This window comes from Pseudomonas sp. UBA6276 (assembly GCF_002438365.1).
Taxonomy (GTDB): Bacteria; Pseudomonadota; Gammaproteobacteria; order Pseudomonadales; family Pseudomonadaceae; genus Aquipseudomonas; species Aquipseudomonas coleopterorum.
The window spans coordinates 1-26732 of sequence record NZ_DJUS01000058.1 but is presented as its reverse complement, the minus strand read 5'-3'; the positions used below and the strand labels follow the sequence as shown (position 1 = coordinate 26732).

Annotated in this window: 25 protein-coding genes and 1 pseudogene; 13 read left to right on the top strand and 13 right to left on the bottom strand. The window is 61.6% G+C overall.

Translation table 11 applies throughout. The features are described from left to right. The first annotated feature begins 95 nt into the window (after window positions 1–95). The 6 genes from B2V21_RS06800 to B2V21_RS06775 all read left to right on the top strand — a co-directional run bounded on the left by B2V21_RS06800 (window position 96) and on the right by B2V21_RS06775 (window position 7185). Window positions 96–1010 (top strand): LysR family transcriptional regulator, encoded by a 915-nt coding sequence (locus B2V21_RS06800; RefSeq protein ID WP_286916408.1) that lies wholly within the window; start codon window positions 96–98, stop codon window positions 1008–1010. Between the two features lie 279 nt (window positions 1011–1289). Then, complete coding sequence (locus B2V21_RS06795) at window positions 1290–2216, top strand: homocysteine S-methyltransferase family protein (protein ID WP_286916407.1); 927 nt, start codon at window positions 1290–1292, stop codon at window positions 2214–2216. Continuing rightward, window positions 2209–3753, top strand: a complete 1545-nt coding sequence (locus B2V21_RS06790) for an ABC transporter substrate-binding protein (RefSeq protein WP_090358125.1) — start codon at window positions 2209–2211, stop codon at window positions 3751–3753. Before B2V21_RS06795 ends, B2V21_RS06790 begins: the two co-directional genes overlap by 8 nt. Before the next feature lie 5 nt (window positions 3754–3758). Continuing rightward, window positions 3759–4754 carry an ABC transporter permease gene (locus B2V21_RS06785; protein ID WP_286916406.1) on the top strand — a complete coding sequence of 332 codons (996 nt, stop codon included), beginning with the start codon at window positions 3759–3761 and terminating at the stop codon, window positions 4752–4754. Window positions 4755–4757: 3 nt separating this feature from the next. Beyond that, window positions 4758–5579 (top strand): ABC transporter permease, encoded by an 822-nt coding sequence (locus tag B2V21_RS06780; protein ID WP_286916405.1) that lies wholly within the window; start codon window positions 4758–4760, stop codon window positions 5577–5579. Then, entirely contained in the window at window positions 5572–7185 is a 1614-nt protein-coding gene (locus B2V21_RS06775; protein ID WP_286916404.1) for an ABC transporter ATP-binding protein, read from the top strand. Before B2V21_RS06780 ends, B2V21_RS06775 begins: the two co-directional genes overlap by 8 nt. A gap of 14 nt (window positions 7186–7199) precedes the next feature. Here the strand turns inward: B2V21_RS06775 and B2V21_RS06770 are convergent, their stop codons facing one another. From B2V21_RS06770 to B2V21_RS06760, 3 genes are read right to left on the bottom strand one after another with little or no spacing between them, the layout of a single operon-like run. Then, window positions 7200–8423, bottom strand: coding sequence for a nucleoside permease (locus tag B2V21_RS06770; RefSeq protein ID WP_286916403.1), 1224 nt, complete (start codon window positions 8421–8423; stop codon window positions 7200–7202). Between the two features lie 52 nt (window positions 8424–8475). Next, window positions 8476–9555, bottom strand: a complete 1080-nt coding sequence (locus B2V21_RS06765; RefSeq protein ID WP_286916402.1) for a sugar phosphate isomerase/epimerase family protein — start codon at window positions 9553–9555, stop codon at window positions 8476–8478. Further along, window positions 9552–10724: a Gfo/Idh/MocA family protein gene (locus tag B2V21_RS06760; protein WP_286916401.1), complete on the bottom strand. Its 1173-nt coding sequence runs from the start codon at window positions 10722–10724 to the stop codon at window positions 9552–9554. The genes B2V21_RS06765 and B2V21_RS06760 overlap by 4 nt, the downstream gene beginning before the upstream one ends. 193 nt (window positions 10725–10917) lie before the next feature. Between B2V21_RS06760 and B2V21_RS06755 the strand changes: the two genes are divergently transcribed. Next, on the top strand, window positions 10918–11919 hold the full coding sequence (locus B2V21_RS06755) for a LacI family DNA-binding transcriptional regulator (RefSeq protein ID WP_286916400.1): 1002 nt from the start codon (window positions 10918–10920) through the stop codon (window positions 11917–11919). 9 nt (window positions 11920–11928) lie between these two features. Here B2V21_RS06755 and B2V21_RS06750 read toward each other — a convergent pair whose 3' ends face one another. Beyond that, on the bottom strand, window positions 11929–12081 hold the full coding sequence (locus B2V21_RS06750; protein WP_082223581.1) for a DUF2256 domain-containing protein: 153 nt from the start codon (window positions 12079–12081) through the stop codon (window positions 11929–11931). A 115-nt stretch (window positions 12082–12196) separates the two neighbouring features. On the opposite strand from B2V21_RS06750, the gene B2V21_RS06745 reads away from it, so the two are divergent. The 3 genes from B2V21_RS06745 to B2V21_RS06735 all read left to right on the top strand — a co-directional run bounded on the left by B2V21_RS06745 (window position 12197) and on the right by B2V21_RS06735 (window position 14932). Next, window positions 12197–13156, top strand: coding sequence for a DNA replication terminus site-binding protein (locus B2V21_RS06745; RefSeq protein ID WP_286916399.1), 960 nt, complete (start codon window positions 12197–12199; stop codon window positions 13154–13156). Window positions 13157–13591: 435 nt separating this feature from the next. Further along, on the top strand, window positions 13592–13906 hold the full coding sequence (locus B2V21_RS06740) for a DUF7693 family protein (protein ID WP_286916398.1): 315 nt from the start codon (window positions 13592–13594) through the stop codon (window positions 13904–13906). 90 nt (window positions 13907–13996) lie between these two features. Continuing rightward, window positions 13997–14932, top strand: coding sequence for a sensor domain-containing diguanylate cyclase (locus B2V21_RS06735; RefSeq protein WP_286916397.1), 936 nt, complete (start codon window positions 13997–13999; stop codon window positions 14930–14932). Between the two features lie 22 nt (window positions 14933–14954). Here the strand turns inward: B2V21_RS06735 and B2V21_RS06730 are convergent, their stop codons facing one another. Next, window positions 14955–15626, bottom strand: a complete 672-nt coding sequence (locus B2V21_RS06730; RefSeq protein WP_286916396.1) for a hypothetical protein — start codon at window positions 15624–15626, stop codon at window positions 14955–14957. A 93-nt stretch (window positions 15627–15719) separates the two neighbouring features. On the opposite strand from B2V21_RS06730, the gene B2V21_RS06725 reads away from it, so the two are divergent. Beyond that, window positions 15720–16391 carry a Crp/Fnr family transcriptional regulator gene (locus B2V21_RS06725; RefSeq protein ID WP_049859721.1) on the top strand — a complete coding sequence of 224 codons (672 nt, stop codon included), beginning with the start codon at window positions 15720–15722 and terminating at the stop codon, window positions 16389–16391. A 106-nt stretch (window positions 16392–16497) separates the two neighbouring features. Here B2V21_RS06725 and B2V21_RS06720 read toward each other — a convergent pair. The 8 genes and pseudogenes from B2V21_RS06720 to B2V21_RS06685 form a co-directional block, all read right to left on the bottom strand. After that, a pseudogene (locus B2V21_RS06720) lies at window positions 16498–17764 on the bottom strand (methyl-accepting chemotaxis protein). A 159-nt stretch (window positions 17765–17923) separates the two neighbouring features. Next, window positions 17924–19156, bottom strand: coding sequence for a Zn-dependent hydrolase (locus tag B2V21_RS06715; RefSeq protein WP_286916395.1), 1233 nt, complete (start codon window positions 19154–19156; stop codon window positions 17924–17926). Next, window positions 19153–19644 (bottom strand): L-2-amino-thiazoline-4-carboxylic acid hydrolase, encoded by a 492-nt coding sequence (locus tag B2V21_RS06710; RefSeq protein WP_049859724.1) that lies wholly within the window; start codon window positions 19642–19644, stop codon window positions 19153–19155. The genes B2V21_RS06715 and B2V21_RS06710 overlap by 4 nt, the downstream gene beginning before the upstream one ends. A gap of 44 nt (window positions 19645–19688) precedes the next feature. Further along, window positions 19689–20843, bottom strand: a complete 1155-nt coding sequence (locus B2V21_RS06705; RefSeq protein WP_049859725.1) for a branched-chain amino acid ABC transporter substrate-binding protein — start codon at window positions 20841–20843, stop codon at window positions 19689–19691. A gap of 144 nt (window positions 20844–20987) precedes the next feature. Next, the gene (locus tag B2V21_RS06700) at window positions 20988–21704 is read right to left on the bottom strand and encodes an ABC transporter ATP-binding protein (RefSeq protein WP_286916394.1); all 717 of its coding nucleotides are present in this window, start codon (window positions 21702–21704) and stop codon (window positions 20988–20990) included. Beyond that, the gene (locus tag B2V21_RS06695) at window positions 21697–22470 is read right to left on the bottom strand and encodes an ABC transporter ATP-binding protein (RefSeq protein WP_049859727.1); all 774 of its coding nucleotides are present in this window, start codon (window positions 22468–22470) and stop codon (window positions 21697–21699) included. The genes B2V21_RS06700 and B2V21_RS06695 overlap by 8 nt, the downstream gene beginning before the upstream one ends. After that, complete coding sequence (locus B2V21_RS06690; RefSeq protein WP_286916393.1) at window positions 22467–23558, bottom strand: branched-chain amino acid ABC transporter permease; 1092 nt, start codon at window positions 23556–23558, stop codon at window positions 22467–22469. The genes B2V21_RS06695 and B2V21_RS06690 overlap by 4 nt, the downstream gene beginning before the upstream one ends. Then, entirely contained in the window at window positions 23555–24496 is a 942-nt protein-coding gene (locus B2V21_RS06685) for a branched-chain amino acid ABC transporter permease (protein WP_286916392.1), read from the bottom strand. Before B2V21_RS06685 ends, B2V21_RS06690 begins: the two co-directional genes overlap by 4 nt. 173 nt (window positions 24497–24669) lie before the next feature. Between B2V21_RS06685 and B2V21_RS06680 the strand changes: the two genes are divergently transcribed. Further along, window positions 24670–25566: a LysR substrate-binding domain-containing protein gene (locus B2V21_RS06680; RefSeq protein WP_286916391.1), complete on the top strand. Its 897-nt coding sequence runs from the start codon at window positions 24670–24672 to the stop codon at window positions 25564–25566. Between the two features lie 226 nt (window positions 25567–25792). Further along, window positions 25793–26710 carry a carbohydrate kinase family protein gene (locus tag B2V21_RS06675; RefSeq protein ID WP_286916390.1) on the top strand — a complete coding sequence of 306 codons (918 nt, stop codon included), beginning with the start codon at window positions 25793–25795 and terminating at the stop codon, window positions 26708–26710. Window positions 26711–26732: the final 22 nt, after the last annotated feature.

Sequence of the window (26732 nt, the reverse complement as noted above, 5' to 3'; positions counted from 1 at the left end):
ATCTCGAAGGTTTAGGTGGATGGAGGTTAGATGAGATTTATCGCTCGAAAAACAGTAGATTTGCTGCATATTTGTTTCGAGAAATAGACCTAATCATGGATAAGTTGTTGGCGATGCAAGCCTTCGTCACCGTCGTGGACTGCGGCAGTCAGACGGCTGCCGCCGATAAGCTCGGGCTCTCACGGCCGGTGATTTCCAGGTTTCTGGCGGAGCTCGAGGACTGGACAGGCGCCAGGCTCATGCACCGCACAACGCGGCGCCTGACCCTGACCGCAGTGGGCGCGCAAATGCTTCCACTGTGCCGACGAATGCTCGACCTGGCCGAGGACATGCAGGCGATCGCGACTCATCCCGAAGACGAGCCCGAAGGGCTGCTGCGCATCACGGCCAGCACCTCGTTCGGACAGGCCCAGCTCACTGGGGCCGTCACCGAATTCGTCGCACGCTACCCCAAGGTACGGATCGACATGCAACTGCTCGATCGCACGGTCAATCTGGTCGACGAGCGCGTGGATCTGGCGATTCGCATCACCAACGAGCTTGACCCCAACCTCATCGCACGGCGCCTGACCACCTGCCGCTCGGTGGTCTGCGCCGCGCCCAGCTATCTGAAAACCCACGTTGAGCCGAAAACGATCGAAGACCTTTCCCTGCATAATTGCCTGACGCATTCCTATCACGGCAGCAGCCTGTGGCATTTCACCCGCAACGGCGAGCCCAGCAGTGTTGCAGTCAATGGCAATGTCAGCACCAACGACTCCGTCACGACCTTGCAGGCCGCGTTGTGCGGGTCAGGCGTCGCGCTGTTGCCGACCTACCTGGCAGCGCCTCTTGTTCGCAAAGGAGAGTTGGTCGCCCTGTTGCCCGGCTACCAGCCCATGACGTTGAGCATCCATGCCGTGTATGCGTCTCGTCGGCATGTATCGGCGGTACTGCGCGCGATGCTGGACTTTCTGGTCGTACGGTTTCCGGAAGAGCCTGCGTGGGACAGCGCAGTGGACGCACGCTAATCGTTAATAGCGAAAATATGATCTGCTACATCGCAAAGTGTTGAATCACTGTTGCCCAGCAAACAGTACTTCAATATATAGCTAAAACTCAGCTCGCTATTCCACCACCGAAGTTGCAGCAGCATTTATATTTCTATTCAATCTAAGCACGCCTTGTATGGCGGCGGCTTCAACACACTATCGCTGCTCTTTGTGTCGGATCCCTGCGCGCTAATACAGCACTCATCTTTCAGTGCGGCAGGACCGACCTACTTCTTATCTGGATCTCGGATACCAACAATGGCCAAACAGCTTCAAATTCTCGACGGCGGTATGGGCCGTGAGTTGTCGCGCAATGGCGCACCGTTTCGGCAGCCGGAATGGTCGGCACTGGCGTTGATCGAGGCACCTGAATATGTGCGGCAGGCCCACGACGCTTTCATCAAGGCCGGTGCGCAGATCATCACGACCAACAGCTACGCCGTGGTGCCCTTTCACATCGGCGATGCGCGCTTCGAACGCGACGGTGCGGCGCTGGCGCGCCTGGCGGCTGCCATCGCTCGCGATGCGGCCGATGCCAGCGCGCAGAGCGTTCGGGTTGCGGGTTCGTTGCCTCCCGCGCTGGGCTCGTATCGTCCGGATCTGTTCGAGCCGGTGCAGGCGGCCAGGATTCTTCAGGTGCTGATCGATGCCCTGAGTGATCAGGTCGATCTGTGGCTGGCCGAGACCCAGAGTTCCATTGCCGAGGTGCGGCTGGTCGCCGAGTTGCTCAAGGACGACCCACGGCCGCGCTGGTTTTCCTTCACCCTGGATGATGCACTCAATGCTCAAGGCAAGGCTCAACTGCGATCCGGGGAAAGCATCACTGCAGCCGTCGCGGCTGCGACGCAGCTGAACGCGGCGGCCATTCTGTTCAATTGCAGCCCGCCTGAAGTCATGAGTGCGGCCCTGCTCGAAGCGGGCGCCCAGAGCAATTCCGCGCTGGGCATCTATGCCAACGCCTTCGAACCTTCCGATCAGAAACGTGGTGCCAACGTCGGCCTCAGTGCGATGCGGCGGGACACCGAGCCGAGCAACTATCTGCGTTGGGCTCAGGAGTGGGTCGCCCAAGGGGCAAGTATCGTCGGCGGTTGCTGTGGCATCGGCCCGGAACACATTCACGCGCTGTCGAGCGCCCTGGTCGACGCTGACCTTGCCCCCGCTGCACAGGATGCCTTGCATGTTTGATCGTCGTTCTTTCATCAAGGGCACCGGTGCGGCGGCCATGACGGCGGCGATGGCCTCTGCCTGGCCTTTGCGAGGCTTCGCACAGGACAGCCTGGAACCGAAAAAAGGCGGGCATCTGGTGGTCGGGTTGGACAACGCCTCCACCACCGACCGCCTCGACCCTGCCTTCTGGTTCGAAAGCTGGATGTACGTCACCGGCAGCCAGCTGTTCAACGCGCTGGTGGAAGTCGATGACACCGGAGCCATAGTTCCCTCACTCGCCGAATCCTGGTCCAGCGCCGACGGTGGCCGCAAATGGGTGTTGAACATCCGTAAAGGCGTGCAATTCCATGACGGCCGGTCGTTGAGCGCAAAGGACGTCGTGTGGTCGCTCAATCACCACCGCGACGAGAAATCGTCGTCGCCCGTCAAGGTGTATCTGGAGCCGGTCACGGACCTGCGGGCCAGCGCCGAGCACGAAGTCACCATCACGCTGGCAGATCCGAACGTCGAGTTCATCGCATTGCTTTCGGCGGTCCATTTCGTGATCACTGCCGAAAACGAACCTTTCGAAAAAGCCATCGGTACCGGGGCCTTCATCCTGGAAAACTTCCAGCCGGGGGTGCGCATGTTGGTCAGGCGCAATCCCAATCACTGGAACCCTTCCCGCGGCCACGTCGATTCGGTCGAAACCCTGGCCATGAATGATTCGACCGCAAGGGTGGCGGCGCTGGTCAGCGGTTCGGTGCAGATCATCAATCGGGTCAACCCACGCATTGTCGGTCGCATCGAAAAGATGCCGTCGATCCAGCTGATCCGCGACAAGGACAGCCAGATCTTCACGCTGCCGGGCCTGGCCAATGTCGCGCCGTTCGATTCCCTTGATGGGCGACTGGCGCTCAAGTACGCCGTGGATCGGCAACAGCTGATCGACACGGTGCTGGGCGGCTATGGCTCGGTGGGCAACGACAACCCGGTCTTCCCCTCGAACCGGTATTTCGCCAAGGACATTCCGCAGCGTCCCTACGATCCCGATCGCGCGCGCTTCCACTGGCAAAAGGCGGGCTTCGCCGGACCGCTCACGCTGCACGCGGCAGACGCCGGTTTTCCGGGGGCAGTGGATGCCGCTCAGTTGTATCAGCAGTCGGCGCAGAAAGCCGGTATTCCCCTGGCCATCGAGCGCGTACCGAACGACGCCTTCTGGACCGATACCTGGCTGAAGAAGCCATTCTGCACCTCCAACTGGGGCGCGCGGCCCACTGCCGATGCCCTGCTGTCCATGGTGTTCACCAGCAATGCGCCGTGGAACGAATCGGCCTGGCGGGTCCCGGCGTTCGATCAACTGGTCAAGGCTGCGCGCGGCGAAACCGATGAAGACAAGCGCCGCCAGATCTACCATGACATCCAGCTGATGCTGGTGGATCAGAGCAGTGAAGTCATCCCGCTGTACGCCGACGCGCTGGCGGCCACGCGCAGCAATGTGAAGGGCTTCAAATCGGTGCCTGGGGTGCCGCTGAGCGGCAACCGCGCCGCCGAAAAAGTCTGGTTGGAAGGATAGCCATCATGCCTGCGACATTGCCGGTTAGCGTAGGCGCAGAAGGGCAAAGCGTGTTGGCGAGCATGATCGTGCGACGGCTGGCGGTCGGCCTGGCGATGCTGCTGGCCACTTCGCTGTTGATCTTCATCGGCCTGAACCTGCTGCCCGGCGATACCGCCACCGCGATCCTCGGTCAATCCGCGACCCCTGCGGCCATTCAGGCGCTGAAGCTGCAACTGGGGCTGGATCAGCCGGCGGGCTGGCGGTATCTGCACTGGCTGGGCGGAATCCTGCAGGGCGATTTCGGCATCAGCCTGACTTCACGGGAAAACATTTCCGTCGCGCTCTCGGAACGGCTGCAGAACACCTTGTTCCTGGCCGGCAGCACGGCGCTGGTGGCGGTGCCCCTGGCGCTGCTCATGGGTCTGGTTTCGGTCCGCTTTCACGGTGGCTGGATCGACGGACTGCTGAACCTGTTCAGTCGTATGACCGTGGCCTTGCCGGAGTTTTTCTCGGGTTATCTGCTGATCTTTGTCTTCTCCATGACCCTTGCCTGGCTGCCCAGCAACAGCAGCGTGCAACTGGGCATGCCGTTGTCGGAGCGGTTGCTGGCGATCGCGCTTCCCGGTGCCACGCTGGTGCTGGCCGTGCTCGGCCACATGAGCAACATGACCCGCGCAGCATTGCTCAGCGCCCAGCGCAGCAGCTATGTCGACACCGCCGTGCTCAAGGGCCTCTCGCCGATGCGGGTGTTGTGGCGCCATGTACTACCCAACGCCTGGGGACCGATCATCAATGTCATCGTGCTGAACCTGGCCTATTTGATGGTGGGTGTGGTGATCGTGGAGAACGTTTTCGTGTATCCCGGCCTGGGCCAATACCTGGTCGACAGCATCGCCAAGCGCGACGTACCCGTCGTACAGGGCTGTGCATTGGTCCTGGCGGCCATCTACATCCTGCTCAATCTGTTCGCCGATGTGATTTCGCTGTTGACCAATCCCCGCCTACGCCACGGAAACTAGTCCATGCCCGCTCCAAGAATCGTTCACCTGCCCGGCATCGTTGGCTTGAGCCTGTTCGTTGTCGTCGCCCTCCTCGCGCCCTGGTTGGCACCTCACTCCCCCGATCAGGTGATCGGCTCCGCATGGGACCTGCCGTCGGCGCTGGCACCGCTGGGCACCGACAACCTGGGTCGCGACCTGCTGTCACGGTTGATCTGGGGTACGCGCACGTCATTGTCGGTGACCGCCGCCGCGGCGGTGGTGGCCTTCGTGTGTGGAACGACGCTGGGTTTCATCGCTGGGGCTGCAGGGGGGTGGATCGACCAACTGATCTCGCGGGTCAACGATGTGCTCATGGCCATACCCACGTTGATTCTGGCGTTGGTCATTCTGGCAACGCTGCCCAAGACCCTCGGCGTGATCATTCTGGTGCTCGGGGTGCTGGAGGCCACCCGTATCCTGCGCGTGGCCCGTGCCGTGGCCGTGGACATCGCCGCCATGGAGTTCATTGATGTGGCGCGCATGCGCGGTGAGCGCCTGGGCTGGATTCTGTTGCGAGAGATTCTGCCCAATGCGTTGCCGATTCTGATTGCGGAGTTCGCCCTGCGCTTCGTGTTCATTCTGCTGTTTCTTTCCGCGCTGTCGTTCCTGGGTCTCGGTATCCAGCCACCCACCGCCGACTGGGGCGGCCTGGCCCGGGACAACAAGGACGGTGTCCTGTTCGGGGTCTGGGCAGCGCTGGTACCCGGCGCGGCGATCGCCGCGTTGGCGCTGTGCATCAATAGCCTGGCCGACTGGCTGCTGAGGAGCAATACACGCCAATGGGGAGCGCGCAACCATGGTTGATTTCACACCGGTTGCAACGGCGCCGCTGTTGCGTGTCGAGCAGCTGCGAATCGCTGCCAAGGGCGAGCCTGAACGGCTGTTGGTCGACGACGTCTCCTTCAGCCTCGAGGCAGGCGAAGTACTGGGCTTGATTGGCGAATCGGGGGCAGGCAAGTCGACCATCGGGCAGGCCCTGCTCGGTCATCTGCGCGAAGGCATGGCAGTTGCCGGCGGACGTATCCTGTTCGAAGGGCGCGACCTTCTGCACCTGTCGGAACCCGAGTTGCGCCGGATTCGCGGCAAACGCATTGCCTACGTCGCTCAATCCGCCGGATCGGCGTTCAATCCAGCCCTTACCATCGGGGCCCAAGTGATCGAGGCCGCGCAACTGCACGGGCTGGTGGACGCTCAAACCGCCAAGGCGCGGGCACTGGAGCTGTTTGCCCAGTTCTCGCTGCCGCAGCCTGAGGCGTTCTTTTCACGCTACCCGCATCAGGTCTCGGGCGGGCAACTGCAGCGGGCGATGATTGCCATGGCCCTGTGCAGTTCGCCGCAGTTGATCGTTTTCGACGAACCGACCACGGCACTGGACGTCGTCACCCAACTGGGGATTCTGCAAGCGATCGCTCAGGTGATTCGCCAGGCAGGTGTTGCGGCGATCTATATCAGCCACGATCTGGCGGTGGTCGCACAACTGGCTGACCAGATCATGGTGCTGCGTCATGGGCGATGTGTGGAGCATGGCACCACCGAGCAGATCCTCCAGCGTCCGGCGCAGGGCTACACCCGGGATCTGCTCAACGCCGGGCGCGCGGGCCGCATGTTGGGTAGCACAGATGCCGCAGCAGCTGAGCTGCTGGTCATCCGCTCGCTGACCGCAAGTTACCGGCAGCGACCGGTGCTCGACGACCTCTCATTGAGCCTTTGCCAAGGACGCACGCTGGCGCTGATCGGTGAATCCGGATCAGGCAAGTCGACCTTGGGCAGAGCCATCTGTGGCCTGCTCGGCGACGTGGGCGGGTCGATGACGCTCAACGGCCAGCCGTTGCCCCCAACCCTGAGTCGGCGGACCCGTGAGCATCTGCAGCAGATCCAGATGGTCCATCAGATTCCGGACAACGCACTCAACCCCAGACTCTGCATCGGCGATCAACTGGAGCGCGCCGTGCAGACATTCACCAGGCTGAGCCGACCGCTACGGCAACGGCGCGTGGCCGAACTGCTTGAACAGGTCGGCCTACCTGCGGACACTGCGAAGCGACTTCCGCACACCCTTTCCGGTGGGCAGAAACAACGCGTCTGCATCGCCCGTGCCTTGGCTGCAGAACCCGCCCTGATCATCTGCGATGAACCGACCTCGGCCCTCGACCCACTGGTTGCCCTGGACGTGTTGGCATTGCTGCGACGGCTGCAAACTGAAACGGGCGTGTCCTATCTGTTCATCACCCATGACCTGCACGTCGCCAGGGAAATTGCCCGCGAGGTCGCCGTGCTGCACGACGGACGCATCGTTCGGCACGGCCGTACGGCCGAGGCGCTCAGCGCACCGCTCGACGACTACACCCGGCGCCTGGTCGAAGCCGTGCCGCAGATGCGGCAGGACTGGCTGATGCAAATGGCCGGATGACTGTTCTGTGCCGCTCATAGCCCCTGCACGCGCCGCTCGGGCCGGAACATCAAGCAAAACCCTACAAGCACCACCGCTGCGAACCCGGCCGGAAACAGCCAGATGCTCTGCCAGTCATGCAGACTTCCCGATGCGTAGTGGTCGGTCACCTTCCCTGCCACCCAGAACCCGATCAGCATGCCCAGCCCATAGGTGGCCAGCGTGATCAGCCCCTGTGCCGAGCTGCGAAAGCGCTCGGGGGTTTTGGCGTCGGTATAGATCTGCCCGCACACGAAGAAAAAGTCGTAGCACACGCCATGCAGCGCGATACCGATCAGCAGCAGCGCGACCGCTTCACCGCCGCTGCCGTAGGCGAACAAAACATAGCGCAGTACCCAGGCGAGCATGCCGACCAGCAGAGCGATCTTGATGCCGAAACGGGCGATGAACAATGGCAACAGCAGCATGAACAGCACTTCGGACACCTGCCCGATCGCCATTTTTGCCGTGGGATTGGCGACACCGATCTCGGCCAGGAACGGGTTGGCGTTCTGGTAATAGAACGCCAACGGTATGCAGATCAGGATCGAGGCCAGGAAGAAAATCAGATAGCTGCGATCCTTCAGCAACCCGAGTGCATCCAGGCCCAACACCTGGCGCAGTCCCCGGCGCTCGCCGCTGGTTTGCAGGGGCGCGGTGGCGGGCAACGTGAAGCTGTAGAAACCGAGCAGTAGAGAGGCGATGGCCGACATCAGGAAGGTATTGCGCAGTGCTCCGCCCGCAATGCCTGGCGCCGAGTCCAACGCGAACACCATGCTGATGACCAGACCGGCCACGATCCAGCCGATCGTGCCCCATACTCGGATACGGGAAAATTCTCGCGCCGGATCCTGCATCTGCCGGAAGGCGACCGAGTTCACCAGGGCCAGGGTGGGCATGTAGGCAATCATGTAGGCCAGGACATAGGGATAGAACGTGGCGAAATCCGCTGCTCGATACAGCTGATACAACAGCACCGCGCCCAGCAGGTGAAGCACGGCCAGGATGCGCTCGGCGTTGAACCAGCGGTCGGCGATCAGGCCGATAACGAACGGGGCAATGATCGCTCCCCACGATTGCGTGGAGAACGCCAGGCCGATCTGGCCGCCGCTCGCCCCCAGTCCCGTCGCCAGAAAGGTGCCCAGGGTGACGAACCAGCCACCCCAGATGAAGAACTGCAGGAACATCATCACGCTCAATCGCGCGTTCATGGTTTTCATTGCGCTCACCGTTTTATTGTTATGGCAGATGTCGGTCGAAGGCTCGCAGGTTTCAGTCTTCAGGCAGGCCCAGTAATCGCCGGTTGGAATGAACGTCGGCAGACACCCCGGCGAAATCGTCGAAGGCCCGTTGGGTGCGTGTGATCATGTGGCGCTCGATGAACGCGGCCCCCTCACCTGCGCCTTGCGCCGAATCCTTCAGGCAGCATTCCCACTCCAGCACGGCCCAGCCATCGAATCCGTATTGGGTCAACTTGCTGAAGATCGATTTGAAATCCACCTGACCGTCGCCCAGGGAGCGGAAGCGTCCAGGCCGATCGACCCAATCCTGATAACCCCCGTAGACACCCGCGCGCGCATCGGGACGAAACTCGGCATCCTTGACATGGAACATGCGGATGCGCGCGTGATAGCGGTCGACGAAGCCCAGATAGTCCATCTGCTGCAGCAGCAGGTGGCTGGGGTCGTAGAGAATTGCGGCCCGCGGATGGTGGTCGACCGCCTGCAGAAAACGCTCGAACGAAGCGCCATCGTGCAGATCTTCGCCGGGGTGGATCTCGTAGCACAGGTCGACGCCAGCGTCTTCGAAGCAATCGAGGATGGGCAGCCAGCGCCTGGCGAGTTCGGCGAACCCTTGTTTGACCAGACCTTTTGGCCGCTGCGGCCACGGATAGACATAAGGCCACAGCAGCGCACCGGAAAAGGTCGCGTGGGCTTTCAGACCCAGCCGCTGGCTGGCACGGGCAGCAAGCTTGAGCTGGTCGCTGGCCCATTGCGTTCGGGCCTCGGGCCGACCGCGCACGTGGACCGGCGCAAACTCGTCGAACACCGCATCGAAAGCCGGATGCACCGCCACCAGTTGACCTTGCAGGTGGGTGGACAGCTCGCTGATCTGCACGCCGGCGTTTGCGCAAATGGCATTGAGTTCGTCGCAGTACGTCTGACTGTGCGCCGCTCTTTCCAGATCGATGTATCGGGTGCCCAGCGTGGGCAATTGAATGGCCTTGTACCCCTGGGAGGCGGCCCAGCTGGCGATGTTGGCCAAGCTGTCGAAAGGCGCTTGGTCGGACATGAACTGGGCCAGAAATATGCCCGGTCCACGCAGGCCGTGTTCGGTTGCAACGCTCATCATGAAAGGCTCCGTGAGTGCAGAGGACAGACCAGTTCGGTCCACTTGGCATCGCTGCGATGACTGGCGATGGCGGTTTCGATGAAGGCCATTCCACGCAGACCCACCTCCATGCCCGGCACGCCCGGCGCCTGGTTGCCGCCGCCACCGGCCTGGATGGCATCGGCGAAATCCACGTAGAGATTGGCCATCGCCTCCAGGTAACCCTCGGGATGACCGGCCGGCAGACGCATCCGCCGTGTGGCAGCCGCGCTGAGCCACGGCTGCCCGAGGCCCGAGCGCAGCACACGCATGGGCTGATCCAGCGAGCGATGGATCAGGCTGGACGGCTCTTCCTGACGCCATTCCAGTCCGCCTTGCTCACCGTAGATGCGGATTTTCAGCGGGTTCTCCTCGCCAGCGCAGACCTGGCTGGCAATGAGCACGCCGCTCGCACCGCCGTTCATCTTGAACAGCATGCTGGCATCGTCGTCCAGCCGACGGCCCTCGATGTGAGAGCCCAGCATGGCACTGAGTGAGTGCACCTGCTGATCGGCGACAAACTCGGCAAGACTGAACGCATGGGTGCCGATGTCGCCGATGCAGCCGCCGATACCGGACTGTTCCGGGTTGTCACGCCAGTCGGCCTGTATGTTGCCATCGCGGGCAATATCTTGGCTCAGCCAACCTTGGGGGTATTCGACGATGACTTTTCGCACCTTGCCAATCACACCGTTGCGCACCAACTCACGGGCTTCCCACACCATCGGGTAACCCAGGTAAACGTGGGCCAGACCGTATAGGCGATCGCTGCCGAGCAACACGCGATCGAGGCCCTGCAACTCGGCCAGGTTCAAGGCGGCAGGTTTTTCGCTGAACACGTGAAAGCCTGCCTGAATGGCCTGCCGAGCGACCGGGGCATGAAGATGATTCGGTGTGACGTTCACCACCAGTTGCATGCGCTGGTCACTGGGCAGGCGTGATTCGGCCTCGATCATCTGTTGCCAGTCCGCGTAGGTGCGCGCCGGCTGGAGCCCCAAGGCACTGCCCGTCCGCTGGTTATTCGAGGGATCGCGACTGAAGGCGCCGCACACCAGTTCGAAACGCCCGTCCAGCGCGGCGGCCTGACGGTGTGCCTTGGCGATGAAAGACCCTTCTCCACCGCCGACGAATCCCATTCTTGTCTTGTGCATGAAACCCAGCCTCAAAGCAGGTACCTGTCTGACGTACGATACGCAACCAGCAGATGTAACCGGTTACATCCTTACATCGAATCTAGGCGCCAAACTGTGCTCTGTCAAACGGACAGCCGCTGAAAATCGGTCCCGGACCCTACCGCGAACTGCGGTAAGCTTCGCGTTGGTATTCCCGAGAAACGAGGTGGACTTGTCGAACATTCGTGAAGTGGCGCGTCTGGCCGGGGTTTCGGTGGCGACGGTATCGCGCACCTTGAAGTCCCCGGAGCGAGTGCTGCCCGAGACCCGTGACCGGGTCAACGTCGCCGTGGAACAGGCCGGCTACCGACCCAACCTGATGGCCGTGCAGTTTCGCTCGCGGCGCACGTTCAACCTGGTCGTTCTGGTGCCGAACATTGCCAACGGTTTTTTTGCCCGCGTCATCAGCGGCGCCCAGAAAGCCGCCCAGGCCGCCGGCTATCGCGTGTTGCTGTGCGACACCCTGGGTTGCGAAGCCACCGAGCGCGAATTTGCCGAGTTGGTACACGCCCATCAAGCCGACGGGGTTCTGCAGTTGCGCGCCTACGATCCGTTCGTTTCAACCGGCGATCTCTCGGACGTGCCGCCCATCGTCAACGCCTGCGAAGTGTTGCAAAGCGGTCGTCATCCAACCGTCAGCCTTGATAACCGAGCGGCTGCCAAAGCCGTCACCCAGCACCTGCTCGACCTGGGCCACCGACGCATTGGCTTGATCAACGGACCGGCCGACAGCCCGCTGACTCACGACCGCCGCGCGGGCTACGAAGCGGCGCTGCGCGAAGCCGACATCGCACCCGACCCGGCATTGATCTGCCCAGGCGATTTCAGTCTGAAAGCCGGCTATGACGGTGCGCTGCAGTTGCTGGCTGGGCCCGAGCGCCCCACCGCACTGTTCTGCGAAAGCGATGAAATGGCCATCGGCGCCTTGAAACGGATCAGGGAAATGGGCTTGCGCGTACCTCAAGACGTTTCACTGGCCGGGTTCGACGACATCGAACTGGCCGCCTACTCCGATCCGCCGCTGACGACCATCGCCCAGCCGGCCGAACAGTTCGGCCAGCAGGCGGTAGAGATGTTGATCAGCCTGATCGAGAAACGCCCGCTGGCGGCACGGCACGTGACCTTGCCCTATCAGCTGACGATTCGGCAGAGCACCGCTCGGGTAGCGGGCTGATCATGCTCGTTATTGATTCGAGGCCGACGCGGACTTTTTCTGCCGTCGACACCGCTCCGAGCAATAACGAACTTCATCCCAGCATCTTTCCCATTTCTTGCGCCAAGTGAAGGGCAGACCACATGTGGCGCAGTGCTTTACCGGTAGTTCACTCTTTTTCAAACACTGTCTCCATCGACCAGCACCGAAATCATCCCGATCCGAAAATCATCAGAGGCTGTATAAAACCACAGTACCTCGCTAGAATGCGCCATCCGCCCATCACCTGGACAAACGTATGGACCTGCATCTTAGCCAAACGAGCGCGGCCGTCGCCATGGTCAACCGGCTCCAGTCCGAGTTGATGGAGCTGGGCGAAGTGCTGCGGGCCTTCAGGGATCAAGCCCATGTCGATGCCATGTTCGGCCTGGATTTCCGGCCCGAGGATGCGGTGCGCAATGAACCGATTGAAGTTCGTACGCTCTACGGCGATGAGGCAGTACACGCGGCGTTCGAAGCACTCACCAGTATCTGGGTCAAAGTTGGCCAGCACCCACGGGAAACGCTGCGTGTACCCGGTGTGATCGCCCTGCCCCGCGCGGCCATCGACAAGATCCTGCAGACGAACGTCACTCGTAGCGAGCTGGGCAAGTTGATCGGGGCCATCGAAAAGACCAACGACCGCCGCAATGTCTGGGGCCGCTTCAAGGGCCGCGGGAACGGCATCGTTCCCAAACAGGTTTTGCGCTTGACCCATGTGCTTACCGATCCCCAGGTCATCAACTTCTATTGGGATGACACCGGCTCTTCCGGCGCACGCAAGATGGCCGGCGACTTGATCGAAGAATGGAAAGAGTTGCTCGATCAATACCGCGACAAACAAGCGACCGTGCATCACTCCTCGGAAGCTGCGGCCGAGAACGCCCTGCTCTACGGCATCGACATGCTGGCCAAGCTCGACCCGAGCGAACAGGTCGCGATTCGTCGATTGGTGCAGCCTCATATTCGCGCGCGGGTTCGCAATGCAGACGCGAAAGTGAAGCCGATCATTGCACCGGTCCCCTTCGTCTACGAACTAGGCCAGCCAGCGCCGAAGGTCAAACCGCTTCAAAGTTACGAGCCGAAGATCCTGGTGAAGAAAAACACCCGCCTCGCATTGCTGGAGGATGATCCGTACGTGGAAGCGATGAACCTGTTCCGCTACAAGGAAGAGCATCGTGTGTATGGACCGATGCCCAGGAAGTCGGAAGAGCCTTGAGAAAGGTTGGGAACTGGGAACAGAACTCAAGCGCCTCTTCCGTTGTTAACCCGGCTGTGAATGCGGTGTGTGGGTTAGATAAAACGGCTTCTTTGTCATGATGTTACTGTTATTGAAGTAGGGTGATCATTGCAGTGAGGGATGTCAGTCGAGCACGATGACGGCCCTTCTTTGCTCACGGCGCGCGGAGACAGGGTTGAAGGTGCTGGGGCTGCCCGTCATGATGTTATTAGTGCTCAGCGATTGACGTGCCATGTGCTGCGCTCGATCCTGAATGGGGTGCTTTACCTGTTTCGGTTTCTCGACGCGAGGATACATCCCAATTGCGTGTTGCCAGCAGCGAATCGGCATGCTGTCCTTTCTCGATGTGATGAGCCGTTCAATACGCCAAAGTCCTGTAACATGCCCTTCTTTTTTTCAAGTGGCAGCCTTCTGGTGTCCGCAACTCCTCTCACCGCACGCGAAACCTGCCAGTTGCTTCGAGACATCGCCTTGGGGACTCGCACGCTATACCGTGTGGGCGACGCGTGCTGGGCCAACACCCACGACTCAACGCTGACGGTGGGCGCCGATGGGTGGCTCATCACCTTCCATAAGCACGACGACGGTCGCTTCCATTGCGAGCGTTGCCAGAGCCCTGACGGCCGACTGTATGCCTTCGACTCGGCCCAGCGTTACGGCACCGATCCTATCGAGCTGTTGAGCACCTGGGAGCATGCTCGATTGGCGCAATTGCTGGCTGAAGTCTGAGCCGAGCCTTCGACAGCCGGTCTTCAGACCCCATAGCCGCAGCCGATACCCTTTCATCAAGCTACCCTGCCCCGCTGGTAACACCCCACCATGCCTCCGAATGCCGATCACGTAGATTTTCTGTCCCTCCTGAACGCCATTCAGGAGTTCATCGTCGTCAAGGACGGCGCCGGACGATGGCTGTTCTGCAACAAGACGGCCCTTGCCGCCTACGAAATGAGCAGCTTCGACTACGTCGGTATCACCGATGCCGAACTGCTCACCTTGCAGCCGAAGTTTGCCGAGGGTTTCGCGCGCAACGTCGAGACGGACGAGTTGGCCTGGCGCAACCGCCGCGCAACGATCGTCGAAAAATCCTTCATGGGTCAGGATAACCGCATCAATACCTGGGAGGTCATCAAGACGCCCTCCTTCAATGCCGACGGCACGCGCTACCGGCTGCTGATCGTCAGCCGCAACATCACCGAACGCAAGCTTGCCGAGAAGGCCCTGCAAGCCAGCGAAGAACGCTTCAAGAACCTCGCCCACCTGGATGCCTTGACCGGTATATCCAACCGCAGGGGGATTCTCGACCTGATCGCCCATGCATTGGCTCAACCCACGACGCCTGCCAGCGCCCCACTGCCTTCGGCGCTCATCTACATGGACCTGGATCGCTTCAAGCTGATCAACGACCAGCGGGGTCACGAGCTCGGCGACGAATTGCTGATCGCTTTCGCCCGGCGCACCCGCCTCTGCCTGCGCGAGGGCGATCTGTTCGGTCGCATCGGTGGCGACGAGTTCGTCGCGTTTCTACCGCATACCGATCAGGCACAGGCGCTTCAGGTTGCCAGCCGCCTGTGCGAATCCCTGAGCCATCGGTGGAACGTGAAGGGCCAGGAAATCCACACCACCTCCTCGATAGGCATCGCGTTCTTCCCCGAAGCGGGCGAGGACGTGCACACGCTGCTGCGCCATGCGGATGAGGCGCTGTACCAGGCCAAGCGCGCGGGCAGATCGCAGATCAAGGTGTATTCGGCGCAGTGATCGATCCACTTGGGCGCCAGGCTCACCTGGACACTCGCTCCGCCCTGTCCAGAAGCCACGTCAGCAACAATCCGGGGATCAGGAACCCCAGTGAGACCAGGGCTCCGTGGAAGATGTGCGTCAACGGCTCCTGCAAGGTAGCCACGAGTTTCATCGGCGAAGCCACTGGGGAAAGCTGCAGGAACAGGACGACCAGCACCGTACAGGGCCAGACCAGGCTGACTCCGCGGCGCGCGCTGATCCGCCAGGCATAGACAGCCAGCACCGCCGAGAAAACGCCTTCGAGGACCCAGGCGAGCGTTCCCAGTTTGCCCCACAGCCCATACCCGTAGTGCTCGACCGAGTGTGGGTAAAGTGCCAGGTCGCTATTGTGCATCGGCCAGTCGGCGATGAAGTGTGAGAAGGCCGCCAAGGCCGCCACCGCCGCGACTGCACGGTGCTTGATGAACAGCAGCCCCCAGATCACGGACCAGAACAGCGCAGCGAGCAGGGAATGGTCCCAATCGATAAAGGTCAGATCGAAAAACAGGTAGGGCTCACTGGCCAGATTGGGGGTTACTGTATTGAAACCCAGCAGAATGAAGATCCCGTCCAACAGATCCAGGAAGCCGACGCTCATCATGATGGGCAACGCGGGAACCTTGGGGTAACGGGCCTTGATTGCCAGGCCAATTGCGAAGTGACCAACGTACATGCTGTGTTCCTGCTCCCAGTAGGCCTGTCGTCTACAGGCTAGAGGCTTTTGATACTATCCAAGGCTCGAAAACAAGATTGTCGGGTATTGGCAATGTCGGGACCATTTACCGCAGTGCCCTCCTCACTCTGGTCGCTACCGCCCGAAGTCGATGCGCGTCTGCTCCAAGGCGCGCGCGTCAAAAGGCTGGTGAAGTCCGAGGCAGTGTTTCCCCAGGGTTCGGAACCCCTCGGCATGTTCCGTGTGATCAGGGGCACGTTGCGAGTCAACAGCCAGAGCGCCAGCGGACGTCCGCTTTTTCTTACTTCACTGGGTATGGGTGATTGGTTCGGGGAAGTCCCGCTTCTGGATGGTTTGCCGAGAACCTATGATGTTCGCGCCAGCTCTTCAGTGGAGGTGGCCGTGCTTCCTGCAAGCGAGTTCTGGCAGATCATAGAGGAGCGACCGGATGTGCTGTTGGCTATCACACGTCTGGTCTGCAGCAGATACCGAATGGCGCTGGATTGGGCCGCAAGTGCAATCCTCACGCCCCTGCCCGTCAGGCTGGCCACGCGTCTTGCGGCCATGATTCATCGCTCGGGTAGCCAACAGGCGCCCATCCTCAAGATCAGTCAGGAAAGTCTCGCCCAGCAGCTGGGCGTTTCTCGCCAGAGCGTCAATCGGCAGTTGAAACTCTGGGAAAGCGAAGGGCTGTTGACACTCCAGTACCGTGCGATCGTCATTGTCGACCTGCAAAAGCTCGAAAACGCCACCCGAGAACACTAGGCTGCCCTCGCAAAAGTAGAGGGATGGTCGCGGATAACCGTAGTGTCATGATGTTATCAATGGTCCTGTGCCACCGCGCGCCGTAAGCGCACGCGGTGGCAACGACCTATCGCGAAATCATCCCGGCCGCCTGTTCGGTCGCTTCGGTCGTCCGCGTCGCCAGCTTGCGCACCTCGTCCGCGACCACGGCGAACCCGCGNNAGCGCCAGCAGGTTGGTCTGGTTGGCGATGCTCTGGATGGTGGAGACGATCTGCGACAGCTGCGCGATGTTGTCTTCCAGGGTGCGCTGGTGCTCCACCTCCGCTTCGCGCAACGCCTGCTGCTCGTGCAGCAGATTGACGTCCACCAGCGCGCCGACCACGCGCAGGGGTGCGCCCTGCGCATCCCGACGAGTCTGGCCGCGAGCACGGAACCAGCGATACTCGCCGGTTTTCATCTTCAGCCGGTACTCGATGTCGAACGGCGTCTTGCCCGAGCGATCGTTCAGGTGGCTGCCGAAAGCGGCCAGGCTGCGTTCCTTGTCATCGGGGTGCAGTCTGGAGGCCCAGCTGTCGAGTACATCGGGAAACTCTTCGACGGTTTCGAAGCCCAGCAGCCTGCGGAATTGCGTCGACCACCAGAAGGGATTCTTCGGGTTGACCGGATCCCCAGCGATCACTTCCATGTCCCAGAGGCCATCGGAAAGCATCTCCCGAGCCAGTTCGAACCGCGTGATGATCACTTCGTGCTCATGGTCCCGTTGCAGCTCATCGTGAATGTCGCGCAACGAGCCGGCGACCCGCACAGGCCGGCCCTGGGCATCGCGCAGGGTCTCGCCCTGGGCGTAGAACCAGCGGTAGCTGCCGTCTTTCATCGCCAGGCGATTCTTGACCTTGTATGGCGTGTGGCCTGACTTGTCGTTGAGGTGACGTGCGAAGGCATCCAGCGTCGCTTGTTTGTCCTGCGGATGCAGGCGATCTGCCCAACTGGCCAGCACGTTCGGGAAATCACGCTCGTCATTGAAACCCAGCAGGTTGCGCAACTGCTGCGACCACCAGAAGCGATTGTTGGGATTGACCGGGTCGCCGGCCACGACCTCCATGTCCCACAAGCCTTCGCTGGAGGCGCGGTTGACCAGGTCGAATCTGACCTCGTGGGCACGAGCCGCTTGTTCGGTTTCGCGCAACAGTTCGCGGGCGGTTTCGAGTTCCGCTTCGAGGGCGGCAATCCGTGTTTCGGCGTGGCTGCGGGATTGATTGACGGCCTCCAGCGCGCGATTGACCGCCGGGGCGGCGGCACACCCTCGCAGCTGAGGTTCGGTACCCTGAGTGAGGGCGGACAGCAATTGTTGCAAGGCGCGCCGATCGCGGCGCAAAGGAAACAGGACAGGCATGAATAGAGCTCTATACAGGTGGCGGGCCTGATCCATGGCACCTCGCCATCTGTATCGTCACAGAACTGGAAAACTGTATAGGTTTTTAAAGGTTTTTCCGGTCAGTCCGTGAGTCATGAGATTGCTGCAAACAGAATGATTGGATACGGGCCAGTCCCCTCACTCAGCCTTGCCCAACACCGCCTGCAACAACACGTTCGCACCGGCTTCAGCCCAGTGCGGGTGGATGTGCTCTGCCTCGTTATGGCTCAGGCCATCCACGCAGGGAACGAAGATCATGGCGGTGGGCGCCACTCGGTTCAGGTAACAGGCGTCATGCCCGGCACCGGAGATGATCGAACGACTGCGATAGCCCAGCTTTTCACTGGCACTGCGGACCACAGCCACACAGTCGGCATCGAACGCGATGGGGGCATACTGGAAAATCTGCTCGACGTGCCAGTGCAGACCTATGGCCTCGGCGATGTCACGTACCGCCGTGCGCAATAGGCCATCGAGTTGCTCCAGTGCGGACTCATCGGGATGACGGAATTCAACGCTAAAATGCACCCGCCCCGGCACCACGTTGCGTGAGTTGGGATGGATCTGCGCCATGCCCACCGTGGCGCGGCCTTCGTCGCCGTGGGCGAGACCGAGGCCGTTCACCGCTTCCACGACCCGCGCAAATCCCAACAGGGCATCAAGGCGATGGTCCATTGGCGTGGTACCGGCGTGAGCGCTGCGTCCGATCAGGTCGACTTCGTACCAGCGCTGCCCCTGCGCCCCAGTTACGACGCCAATGGTAAAATCCTGTGCCTCCAGGATCGGCCCCTGCTCGATGTGCAACTCGAACGCCGCATGCACCGGCCCGGCCTGGCAGGGATGGCTACCCGCGTAGCCGATGTGCTCCAGCGCCTGCCCAAGGCTCACGCCTTGCGCGTCTGTGCGCGACAAACCATAGGCCAGGTCGAAGACACCGGTATAGACCCCGGAAGCGATCATCGCCGGAGCGAAGCGCGAACCCTCTTCGTTGGTCCAGTTGACCACCTCGATGGCCCGCTGCGTCTGGACACCGTGGTCGTTGAGGGTGCGCAGCACTTCCAGGCCCGCCAGCACGCCATAGATGCCGTCGAACTTGCCGCCAGCCGGCTGGGAGTCGCCGTGCGAGCCGGTCAGCACAGGCGCCAAGGTGGGGTCAGTGCCTTCGCGGCGCGCGAAGATGTTACCCATGGTGTCGACACGAATGCTGCAGCCGACCGCTCGCGCCCACTGCACGAAAAGATCGCGGCCCAGGCGGTCCTCGTCGCTCAATGCCAGGCGCGAGACGCCGCCAGCGGATGTGGCGCCATGCTGGGCCATGGTCATCAGCGATTCCCATAGACGCTCGCCGTCGACTCGCAGCGCCGCGCTCATGAGCCTGCCTCCTGAGGCTTGGCGCGATAGCGAAAATCACAGCGCGGCGCACCGCCCATGATGGTTTGGGTACGGGTTAATTCGATGTCGGGGTTATAGCCCACGATGAACAATTCGTCGCGATTGCATGAGAGCAGATGGCCGATCTCGCCCAGGCCCATTTCGTGATACATCTCGGCATAGCGGCAACGCTGCACGTCATAGTCATAATGTTGGGCATCGCTGGCGATGACTTCGACTTTCAGGGCATCGTCCTTCTCCCACAGTACCTGCAGTTCGACGAAACTTTGGAGGTCGGCACCCTCAGGCTCACGTGCGGCGAAGTGTCGGCCTGCTTCGATGGCGGCGTTGCCCACGGCCTCGCCGATCACCGCAGCGGCGTGGGCCTGGCCGTGTTCGCGTTTGAGAATCTCGTAGATCGGCTTGATGATTTCGGCTTCGATGCGCCGACGGGCCAGAATGCCCAGCTCACCGTCATGACTGCTCATGCTCTTTCTCCTGCAAAGGCGCGGGTTGGCCCGCGCCATTCTGGTTACTGTTGTTCGCCGTGAGCCACGCTGACCGGCTGCCATTGATTGGCCTTGACCTGGTACACCGTGAACGAAGGGTCTTTGAGGTTGCCCTGAGCGTCGAAGGCGATGGTGCCGGTGACTCCTGAATACTGACTTGCACGCAAGACCGGCAAGTACTTGGCCGGATCCACCGAGTCGGCTTTTTCCAGGGCGGCGATCAGGACGCCGACACCGTCGTAAGCAAACGGCGCGTGCAATTCGATGGGCGCCTTGAAACGCTCGCGGTAGGCCTGTTCGAAAGCCTTGCCACCCGGCATCTGCGACACCGCCAGGCCCGGCTCCAGTGCCGTTACGCCTTCTCCGTCTTTCTGCGCCAGTTCCAGAAACGTCTGGCTGACGAAACCACCGGCGCCCATCAACGTGGCATTGATGCCCAGTTGCTTGATGCGACGAGCCAAAGGAGCCGCCTGAGCATCGACGCCGCCGAAGAAGATCAGGTCCGGATTCTGCGCCTTGAGCGTTGTCAGCACCGGGCTGAAATCGACGGTCTTGTCGTCCACGTATTCGCGGGCGACAACGTGGCCTGCGTGGTTGTCGACCGACTTGACGAACTGGTCAGCCAAACCTTGTCCGAAGGCGGTACGATCATCGATGACGGCAATACGCTGCGCTTTCAGCGTCTTTAGCGCGTAATCGCCCGCTACCTGACCGCCATCGTCGTCATGGCCCATGATGCGGAAACTGGTATCGAAGCCCTGCTGGGTGTACGCATGGCCGGTGGCGACCGGTGCTACCTGGGCGATACCGGCATCGTGGTAGACCCGTGCCGCCGGAATGCTGGTGCCTGTGTTCCAGTGCCCCACTACGCCAACGACGCCAGCGTCTACCAGACGCTGGGCCACGGTCACCGCAGTGCGCGGGTCGGACTGGTCATCTTCGCTCAACAGTTTGAAGGTAACGGTTTGGCCGCCAATCTTTATGTGCCGCGCATTGGCGTCGCTGATGGCCAAGCGTGCGCCGTTTTCCAGATCTTTGCCGATACGGGCAGAGGGACCGGTCAGGGGGCCGGCCAGGCCAATCAGTACTTCCTGATCGGCTTGAGCGATGGCGCTGGCCAGGCCGCTGATGGCCAGTCCGATGACGGCGGCACGTTTGAATGGAGTAGAACGTTTCATGTCGATTTCCTGTGGTTCTCGGGCTGGCGATGCCAGTCATACGCGGGTCGGAACACGCCGGCCGTCCGGTAGCGTCGAAGGTGCAGCAAAATTCGAAAAAAGATCGGAGAGGAACACCTGCGCCATCGTCATCCGATCGAGCGTTCATTCACCCAGATAGGCCTCGCGGATGCCGGGATCATCGAGCAGTGCGGCACTGTTGCCAGTGAGATGGATGCGACCGCTGTCCATTACATAGGCGCGGTCGGTCGCCTGCAGCGCCAGGCGAGCGTTTTGCTCCACCAACAGCAGCGTCATGCCGGCCTGGCACACCGCGTCTATCACCGCGAAGATCTTCTCGACCATGATGGGCGCAAGGCCCATCGACGGTTCATCCAGAATCAGCAGCCGTGGACGTGACAGCAGCGCGCGAGCCAGGGCCAACATCTGTTGCTCGCCACCGGACAACAGCCCGGCGGACTGGCCCAAGCGCTCACGCAGGCGCGGAAAATGCTCGAACAGCCCCTCCATGTCTTCATCGACCTGCTCGCGGTCACGCCTCAGGTAGGCGCCAGCCTGAAGATTCTCCAGCACGCTCATGCGGGCAAAAATGCCGCGCCCCTCGGGCACCAGGGAAACACCCTGCCGGGGCAGGCGGTGGGCCGGAACCGCGCGAATGGAATGACCGTCGAATCGGATGTCGCCAGAGGCCATGGGCAACAGGCCGGCCAACGCCTTGAGGGTCGACGTTTTCCCTGCGCCGTTCGCGCCGATGAGAGTGACGCGCTCGCCGGCGTTGACGTGCAGATCGATGCCTTTCACCGCTTCGATGGCGCCGTACCGCACGCGCAGGTCGCGAATATCCAGCAGCACGTCAGACATGAGCGCCTCCTCCCAGGTAGGCCTGGATCACAGCTGGGTGTCGACGGACCACATCGGGCGCGCCCTCGGCAATCACCCGACCGTAGTCCAGGACGCTGATGCGGTCGCAGATGCCCATCACCAGTTTCACGTCATGCTCGATCAGCAGCACGGTGTGTCCGTCATCGCGAATTCTCTCCAGCAGGCTGCGCAGCTGAAGCTTCTCGGTGGCGTTCATGCCGGCTGCTGGTTCATCGAGCGCCAGCAGCCTGGGTTCGGTGGCCAGCGCACGGGCGATTTCCAGACGACGCTGATGCCCATATGAAAGTGAATCGGCTGGGCTGTCGGCCCATTGGCCAATGCCGACGTAATCCAGCAGCTCCTGCGCCGTGTCGCGGGTTTCGCGCTCTTCGTCACGCGCGCGGCGGTGCCGTGTTAAGGCAGCCCACAGGCCGTTGTGGGTGCGCACATGGCGCCCGACCATGACGTTTTCCAGGACCGTCATGCCTTTGAACAGGCGAATGTTCTGGAACGTACGGGCGATTCCAGCCTGTGCCACCTTGTGCACCTGCGTCGGCCGGTAGGCAACGCCGTCGAGCAGGAAGCGCCCTTGCTCGGCCTGGTACAGCCCGGTGATCACATTGAAGAAGGTGGTCTTGCCCGCCCCGTTGGGCCCGATCAATCCATGCACATGACCTGGCGTGATGTTCAGGCTGACGTCGTCGAGCGCGAGCACTCCGCCGAAGCGCATGCTGACCTGTTCGATCTGCAATACAGGCGCGCTCATCGTCCACCTCCCGATGCCGGCCACAGCCCGGCCGGGCGGTACAGCATCGCCAGGATGAGGGCCAGGCCGTAGATCAACTGGCGGATGATCTCTGGATCGACCGGCACGTAACCGAACAGGGCCTGTTGCAGCGGTGCCAGACTGGCGCGCAGCAGTTCGGGCAATGCCGCCAGCAACAGGCAGCCCAACACCACGCCCGGAATGTGGCCCATACCGCCCAGCACCACCATGGCCAATACCACGATGGATTCGTTGAGGCTGAACGACTCCGGCGACACGAAACCCTGAAACGAAGCAAACATGGCGCCGCTCACGCCACCGAATGCAGCGCCCATGGCAAAGGCCAGCAATTTGAAACGCACGGTGTCGATACCCATGGCCTTGGCGGCGTCTTCGTCCTCCCGAATCGCGACCCAGGCGCGGCCGATACGCGAATTCTCCAGGCGCATGCAGATGAATACGATCGCCAACGCCAAGGCGGCGAACAGGTAATAGTAGAGGTAGACCGAGGGCAGGCGCAGACCCAATACATCCTGGGTTCGCGCCAGGCTGAAACCGAACAGGCTGACCGGATCCACCGAGGAAATGCCTTTGGCACCGTTGGTGATGTTCACCGGGCGATCCAGGTTGCGCATCAGTACACGAATGATTTCACCGAAGCCCAAGGTAACGATGGCCAGGTAGTCACCGCGCAAGCGCAAGGTCGGCGCGCCCAGAAGTACACCGACGCCGGCTGCCAGCAGTGCGGCCAACGGCACCAGCCAACCGATGCCGACATGCAGCCCCGGTCCGAACCAGTCCGCCAGCAAGGCGAAGTGCACCGTCAGATGCGGCGAGGCCAACAGCGCAGTCAAGTAGGCGCCCACCGCGTAAAACGCGATAAATCCCATGTCCAACAGACCGGCATAACCCACGACGATGTTCAGCCCCAGCGCCAGCATCAGGTAGAGCAGCGCAAAGTCCAGGGTCCGCACCCAAGAATTGCCACCGGCCTGCCCCACTACCCAGGGTGCCAGCAATACCGCCACGGCTAGCAACAGCCCTCCGGCTCGTGCCTTGGCAACGGATCCTATCGATAGACCGTTCATGCGCGGCTCGCCAGACGTTCGCCCAGAATGCCCGAGGGCCGCAGGACCAGTACCGCGATCAACACCAGAAACGCGAATACGTCCTGATAGTTGCTGCCCAGCACGCCACCCGTGGCCTGCCCCAGATAACCGGTGCCCAGCGCTTCGATCAGACCCAGCAAGATGCCACCAAGCATGGCGCCGCGCAGGTTGCCGATGCCTCCCAGCACGGCTGCGGTGAACGCCTTGATGCCCGGCAGAAACCCCATATAGAAGTTGGCGCTTCCGTAGTTGCTGGCCATCATCACGCCAGCCAATGCTGCCAACGCGCCGCCTACGGCAAAGGTGATGACGATAACGCGATCGGGATCGATGCCCATCAGGCTTGCCACCTGCGGGTTCTCCGCCACCGCGCGCATGGCCCGGCCCAGCCGGGTGCGTTCAACCAGCAGCCACAAACCAGCCATCACCGCCAAGGCAACAGCGATGCTCGTCAGCGCGGTCGCATTGGTGATCGCGCCCGTGGGGCCGGGTGTTACCTGGATGGGGTCGAGCGGCAGCAGTTGGGGAAACATCAGTGGATTGCGCGACCATATGAGCATGGCCACGGTTTGCAGCAGCAATGACACGCCGATTCCACTGATCAGCGGCGCCAACCGTGGCGCCTGCCGCAGGCGGCGGTAGGCTACGCGTTCGATCACGATCGCCAGTACCGCGCAGCTGGCCATGGCCAGGAGCGTTGCCAGCAGTAGCTGGACTAGGCCAGGCAAGTCAGGCAGCGCAACCTGCAACCCCTGCAGTGACGACAGGCCCACCAGGGCACCGACCATGAGCAGATCGCCGTGGGCGAAGTTGATGATGCGCAAGATCCCGTAGACCATGGTGTAGCCCAGGGCGATCAAGGCATACAGGCTGCCGAGCAAGAGCCCGTTGAGCACTTGCTGGATGAAGGTATCCATGGTGTTGGACCATTCCGAAGACGACGACCGCGGCACAGTAATAATCTATTCTGTTTTTATCAACTCTCTAATTCTACTAAGCTTATTCCATCTGATTTAACGCAATATACAGCTCAATAGATGAATAAAATCAGGGGTTTCCGCACATTTCGAAGACGTGCTAAATTCAATACATGAATATTTTAGAACAATTGCCCAACGATCCCCCGCTGCGTGCCGTGCGCACGTTCGAAGCCTTCGCCCGTCACGGTGGGGTCAATTCCGCGGCACGCGAACTGGACATTTCTCCCTCTGCGGTCAGTCATCAGTTGCGCTTGTTGGAAACCTTCCTGCAACAGCCGTTGACCATACGCCAGGGGCGCAACCTGGTGCTGACCGAAGAGGGCCGCGAATACTACCGGGCCATCCGCTCCGCCTTTGCGGTGCTGCGTAGCGCCACTGAACATGTGCGCGAAAAGTCCGCACTGCGGCAGATCACCATCAGCATGATTCCCATGTTCGGCTTCAACCTGTTCATTCCACGCCTGCCGGTGTTCCTTCAGGAGAACCCGGGGCTGGACATCAACGTGACGTACGCGAACCACCGCAGTTATCCCAGCGATGCGGCGGACCTGTCGATCCGATTCGGTACCGGGCACTGGCCTGGCTACCATAGCGAACTGCTGCTCAGCGGCGCGCTGACCCCCTATTGCAGCCGGGACTTTCACGCCGCTCGTGGCCCACTGGACAGCCTGGAAGATCTGCGCCAGGTGCCGCTGCTGCACGATGAAGAGCGCGGCACCTGGGCGCAGTGGTTTGCCGAAGGCGGTACCAAGCACCCTGGCGCATTGCAAGGCATGCTGTTCGAAGACGGCCAACTGACGCTGACCGCAACGCTCACGGGCCTGGGTTGCGGCCTGTTGCGGGCGCCGATGGTGGCGCACCTGGAGGCCTCAGGCGAACTGATCAGGCTGTCGCCGCGGGAAATCGACGATGGGCGCGCGTACTACCTATGCCGCCGCACGGGTGGCGAGCTGTCGGTCGAGGGCAGCAAACTGTACGAGTGGATAAAGCGCACACTGGGAAAATGATCCATGAGCGCTGACGGACGCTGCAAACGGGCCGACGCTGCAGCTGCAGCGGTGTACGCGACTGGACTCGCTGGCAAAAAAGTATCAGCACGATGCAAGAACCAGGCTACCAGCGCCCCGGTCTTTCAGAGTATGTTGCCGAAACTTTGCGGATGCCTGCGGCGGTGTTGCCCGGCTCCACGTTCGATCCATTCGAGCGGTGCCCCACATAACAAGAGGAAGCTGGATGAACAGGCAACTGCCCGCAGTCGTGGTGTTTGGTGAAGCACTCACCGACCTGGTCCAACACGCACCCGGGCGCTGGCAGGGCTATCCGGGTGGCGCGCCGTGGAACGTGGCGCGGGCCATGAGTCGCCTTGGGGTCTCGACGGCGTTCGCCGGTTCGATCAGTACCGATTCGCTCGGGGATGAGCTGTTCAAGCAGTCCGAAGCCGCGGGCCTGGACATGCGTTTCCTGCAGCGTATCGACGTCGATCCGTTGGTGGCGATCGTGCCCTCCAGCCACCCTCCGCGTTATTTTTTTGCCGGCGAAGCCGATCTGCATTTCGACGTTCAGCTTCTGCCGGCGGGCTGGCTGGAAGCTGCGCAGCTCTGCCATTTCAGCTGCATCAGCCTGGCGCGCCAGCCACTGGGTGACAGGCTGGTGGAGGTGGCTCGGCAGGTGAAGCGACACGGCAAGCTGATCAGCTACGACCCCAACTGGCGCAACCTGATGGACAGCCGTTACCGCGAGGTAACCTTTCCGGCCATGGTGGAACTGGCGGACATCATCAAGCTGTCGGATGAAGACTTGCGTCAGATCTATCCCGGTTTGAGCGAAGAACAGGCCCTGCAGCAGCTGCGCGAGATGAACGCGAACGCTCAGGTACTGTTCACCCGTGGCGCCGATGGCATGGTGTTATTCACCCTGGGCAGCAAGGTCGAGCAGGCCGCCATCGCCGTCGAGGTGGCCGACACCGTGGGTGCCGGCGACGCGAGCATGGCAGGCTGGCTGGCTTCGGGCCTGTTGGGCATCGAAGCGGCGCAGGCGCGCCTGGCCTTCTCTGCGGCATGTGCTTCGGTGTCGTGCGCCAATGCGGGCGCTTATGCACCCAATCGTGAAGAAGTCGAACAGCTCTTGGCGCGTTCAGGTGGATCGCGCTGAGCCCTTCGCGGCCACGGACCGC

Bases quoted from the DNA above. Each gene is read 5' to 3' on its own strand.
- B2V21_RS06765 (WP_286916402.1), bottom strand. From the start codon at position 9,555: ATGATGAGCGTTGCAACCGAACACGGCCTGCGTGGACCGGGCATATTT.
- B2V21_RS06760 (WP_286916401.1), bottom strand. From the start codon at position 10,724: ATGCACAAGACAAGAATGGGATTCGTCGGCGGTGGAGAAGGGTCTTTC.
- B2V21_RS06800 (WP_286916408.1), top strand. From the start codon at position 96: ATGGATAAGTTGTTGGCGATGCAAGCCTTCGTCACCGTCGTGGACTGC.
- B2V21_RS06775 (WP_286916404.1), top strand. From the start codon at position 5,572: ATGGTTGATTTCACACCGGTTGCAACGGCGCCGCTGTTGCGTGTCGAG.
- B2V21_RS06780 (WP_286916405.1), top strand. From the start codon at position 4,758: ATGCCCGCTCCAAGAATCGTTCACCTGCCCGGCATCGTTGGCTTGAGC.
- B2V21_RS06745 (WP_286916399.1), top strand. From the start codon at position 12,197: ATGGACCTGCATCTTAGCCAAACGAGCGCGGCCGTCGCCATGGTCAAC.
- B2V21_RS06700 (WP_286916394.1), bottom strand. From the start codon at position 21,704: ATGTCTGACGTGCTGCTGGATATTCGCGACCTGCGCGTGCGGTACGGC.
- B2V21_RS06790 (WP_090358125.1), top strand. From the start codon at position 2,209: ATGTTTGATCGTCGTTCTTTCATCAAGGGCACCGGTGCGGCGGCCATG.
- B2V21_RS06705 (WP_049859725.1), bottom strand. From the start codon at position 20,843: ATGAAACGTTCTACTCCATTCAAACGTGCCGCCGTCATCGGACTGGCC.
- B2V21_RS06785 (WP_286916406.1), top strand. From the start codon at position 3,759: ATGCCTGCGACATTGCCGGTTAGCGTAGGCGCAGAAGGGCAAAGCGTG.
- B2V21_RS06715 (WP_286916395.1), bottom strand. From the start codon at position 19,156: ATGAGCGCGGCGCTGCGAGTCGACGGCGAGCGTCTATGGGAATCGCTG.
- B2V21_RS06725 (WP_049859721.1), top strand. From the start codon at position 15,720: ATGTCGGGACCATTTACCGCAGTGCCCTCCTCACTCTGGTCGCTACCG.
- B2V21_RS06795 (WP_286916407.1), top strand. From the start codon at position 1,290: ATGGCCAAACAGCTTCAAATTCTCGACGGCGGTATGGGCCGTGAGTTG.
- B2V21_RS06770 (WP_286916403.1), bottom strand. From the start codon at position 8,423: ATGAAAACCATGAACGCGCGATTGAGCGTGATGATGTTCCTGCAGTTC.
- B2V21_RS06730 (WP_286916396.1), bottom strand. From the start codon at position 15,626: ATGTACGTTGGTCACTTCGCAATTGGCCTGGCAATCAAGGCCCGTTAC.
- B2V21_RS06695 (WP_049859727.1), bottom strand. From the start codon at position 22,470: ATGAGCGCGCCTGTATTGCAGATCGAACAGGTCAGCATGCGCTTCGGC.
- B2V21_RS06685 (WP_286916392.1), bottom strand. From the start codon at position 24,496: ATGGATACCTTCATCCAGCAAGTGCTCAACGGGCTCTTGCTCGGCAGC.
- B2V21_RS06710 (WP_049859724.1), bottom strand. From the start codon at position 19,644: ATGAGCAGTCATGACGGTGAGCTGGGCATTCTGGCCCGTCGGCGCATC.
- B2V21_RS06735 (WP_286916397.1), top strand. From the start codon at position 13,997: ATGCCTCCGAATGCCGATCACGTAGATTTTCTGTCCCTCCTGAACGCC.
- B2V21_RS06675 (WP_286916390.1), top strand. From the start codon at position 25,793: ATGAACAGGCAACTGCCCGCAGTCGTGGTGTTTGGTGAAGCACTCACC.
- B2V21_RS06690 (WP_286916393.1), bottom strand. From the start codon at position 23,558: ATGAACGGTCTATCGATAGGATCCGTTGCCAAGGCACGAGCCGGAGGG.
- B2V21_RS06680 (WP_286916391.1), top strand. From the start codon at position 24,670: ATGAATATTTTAGAACAATTGCCCAACGATCCCCCGCTGCGTGCCGTG.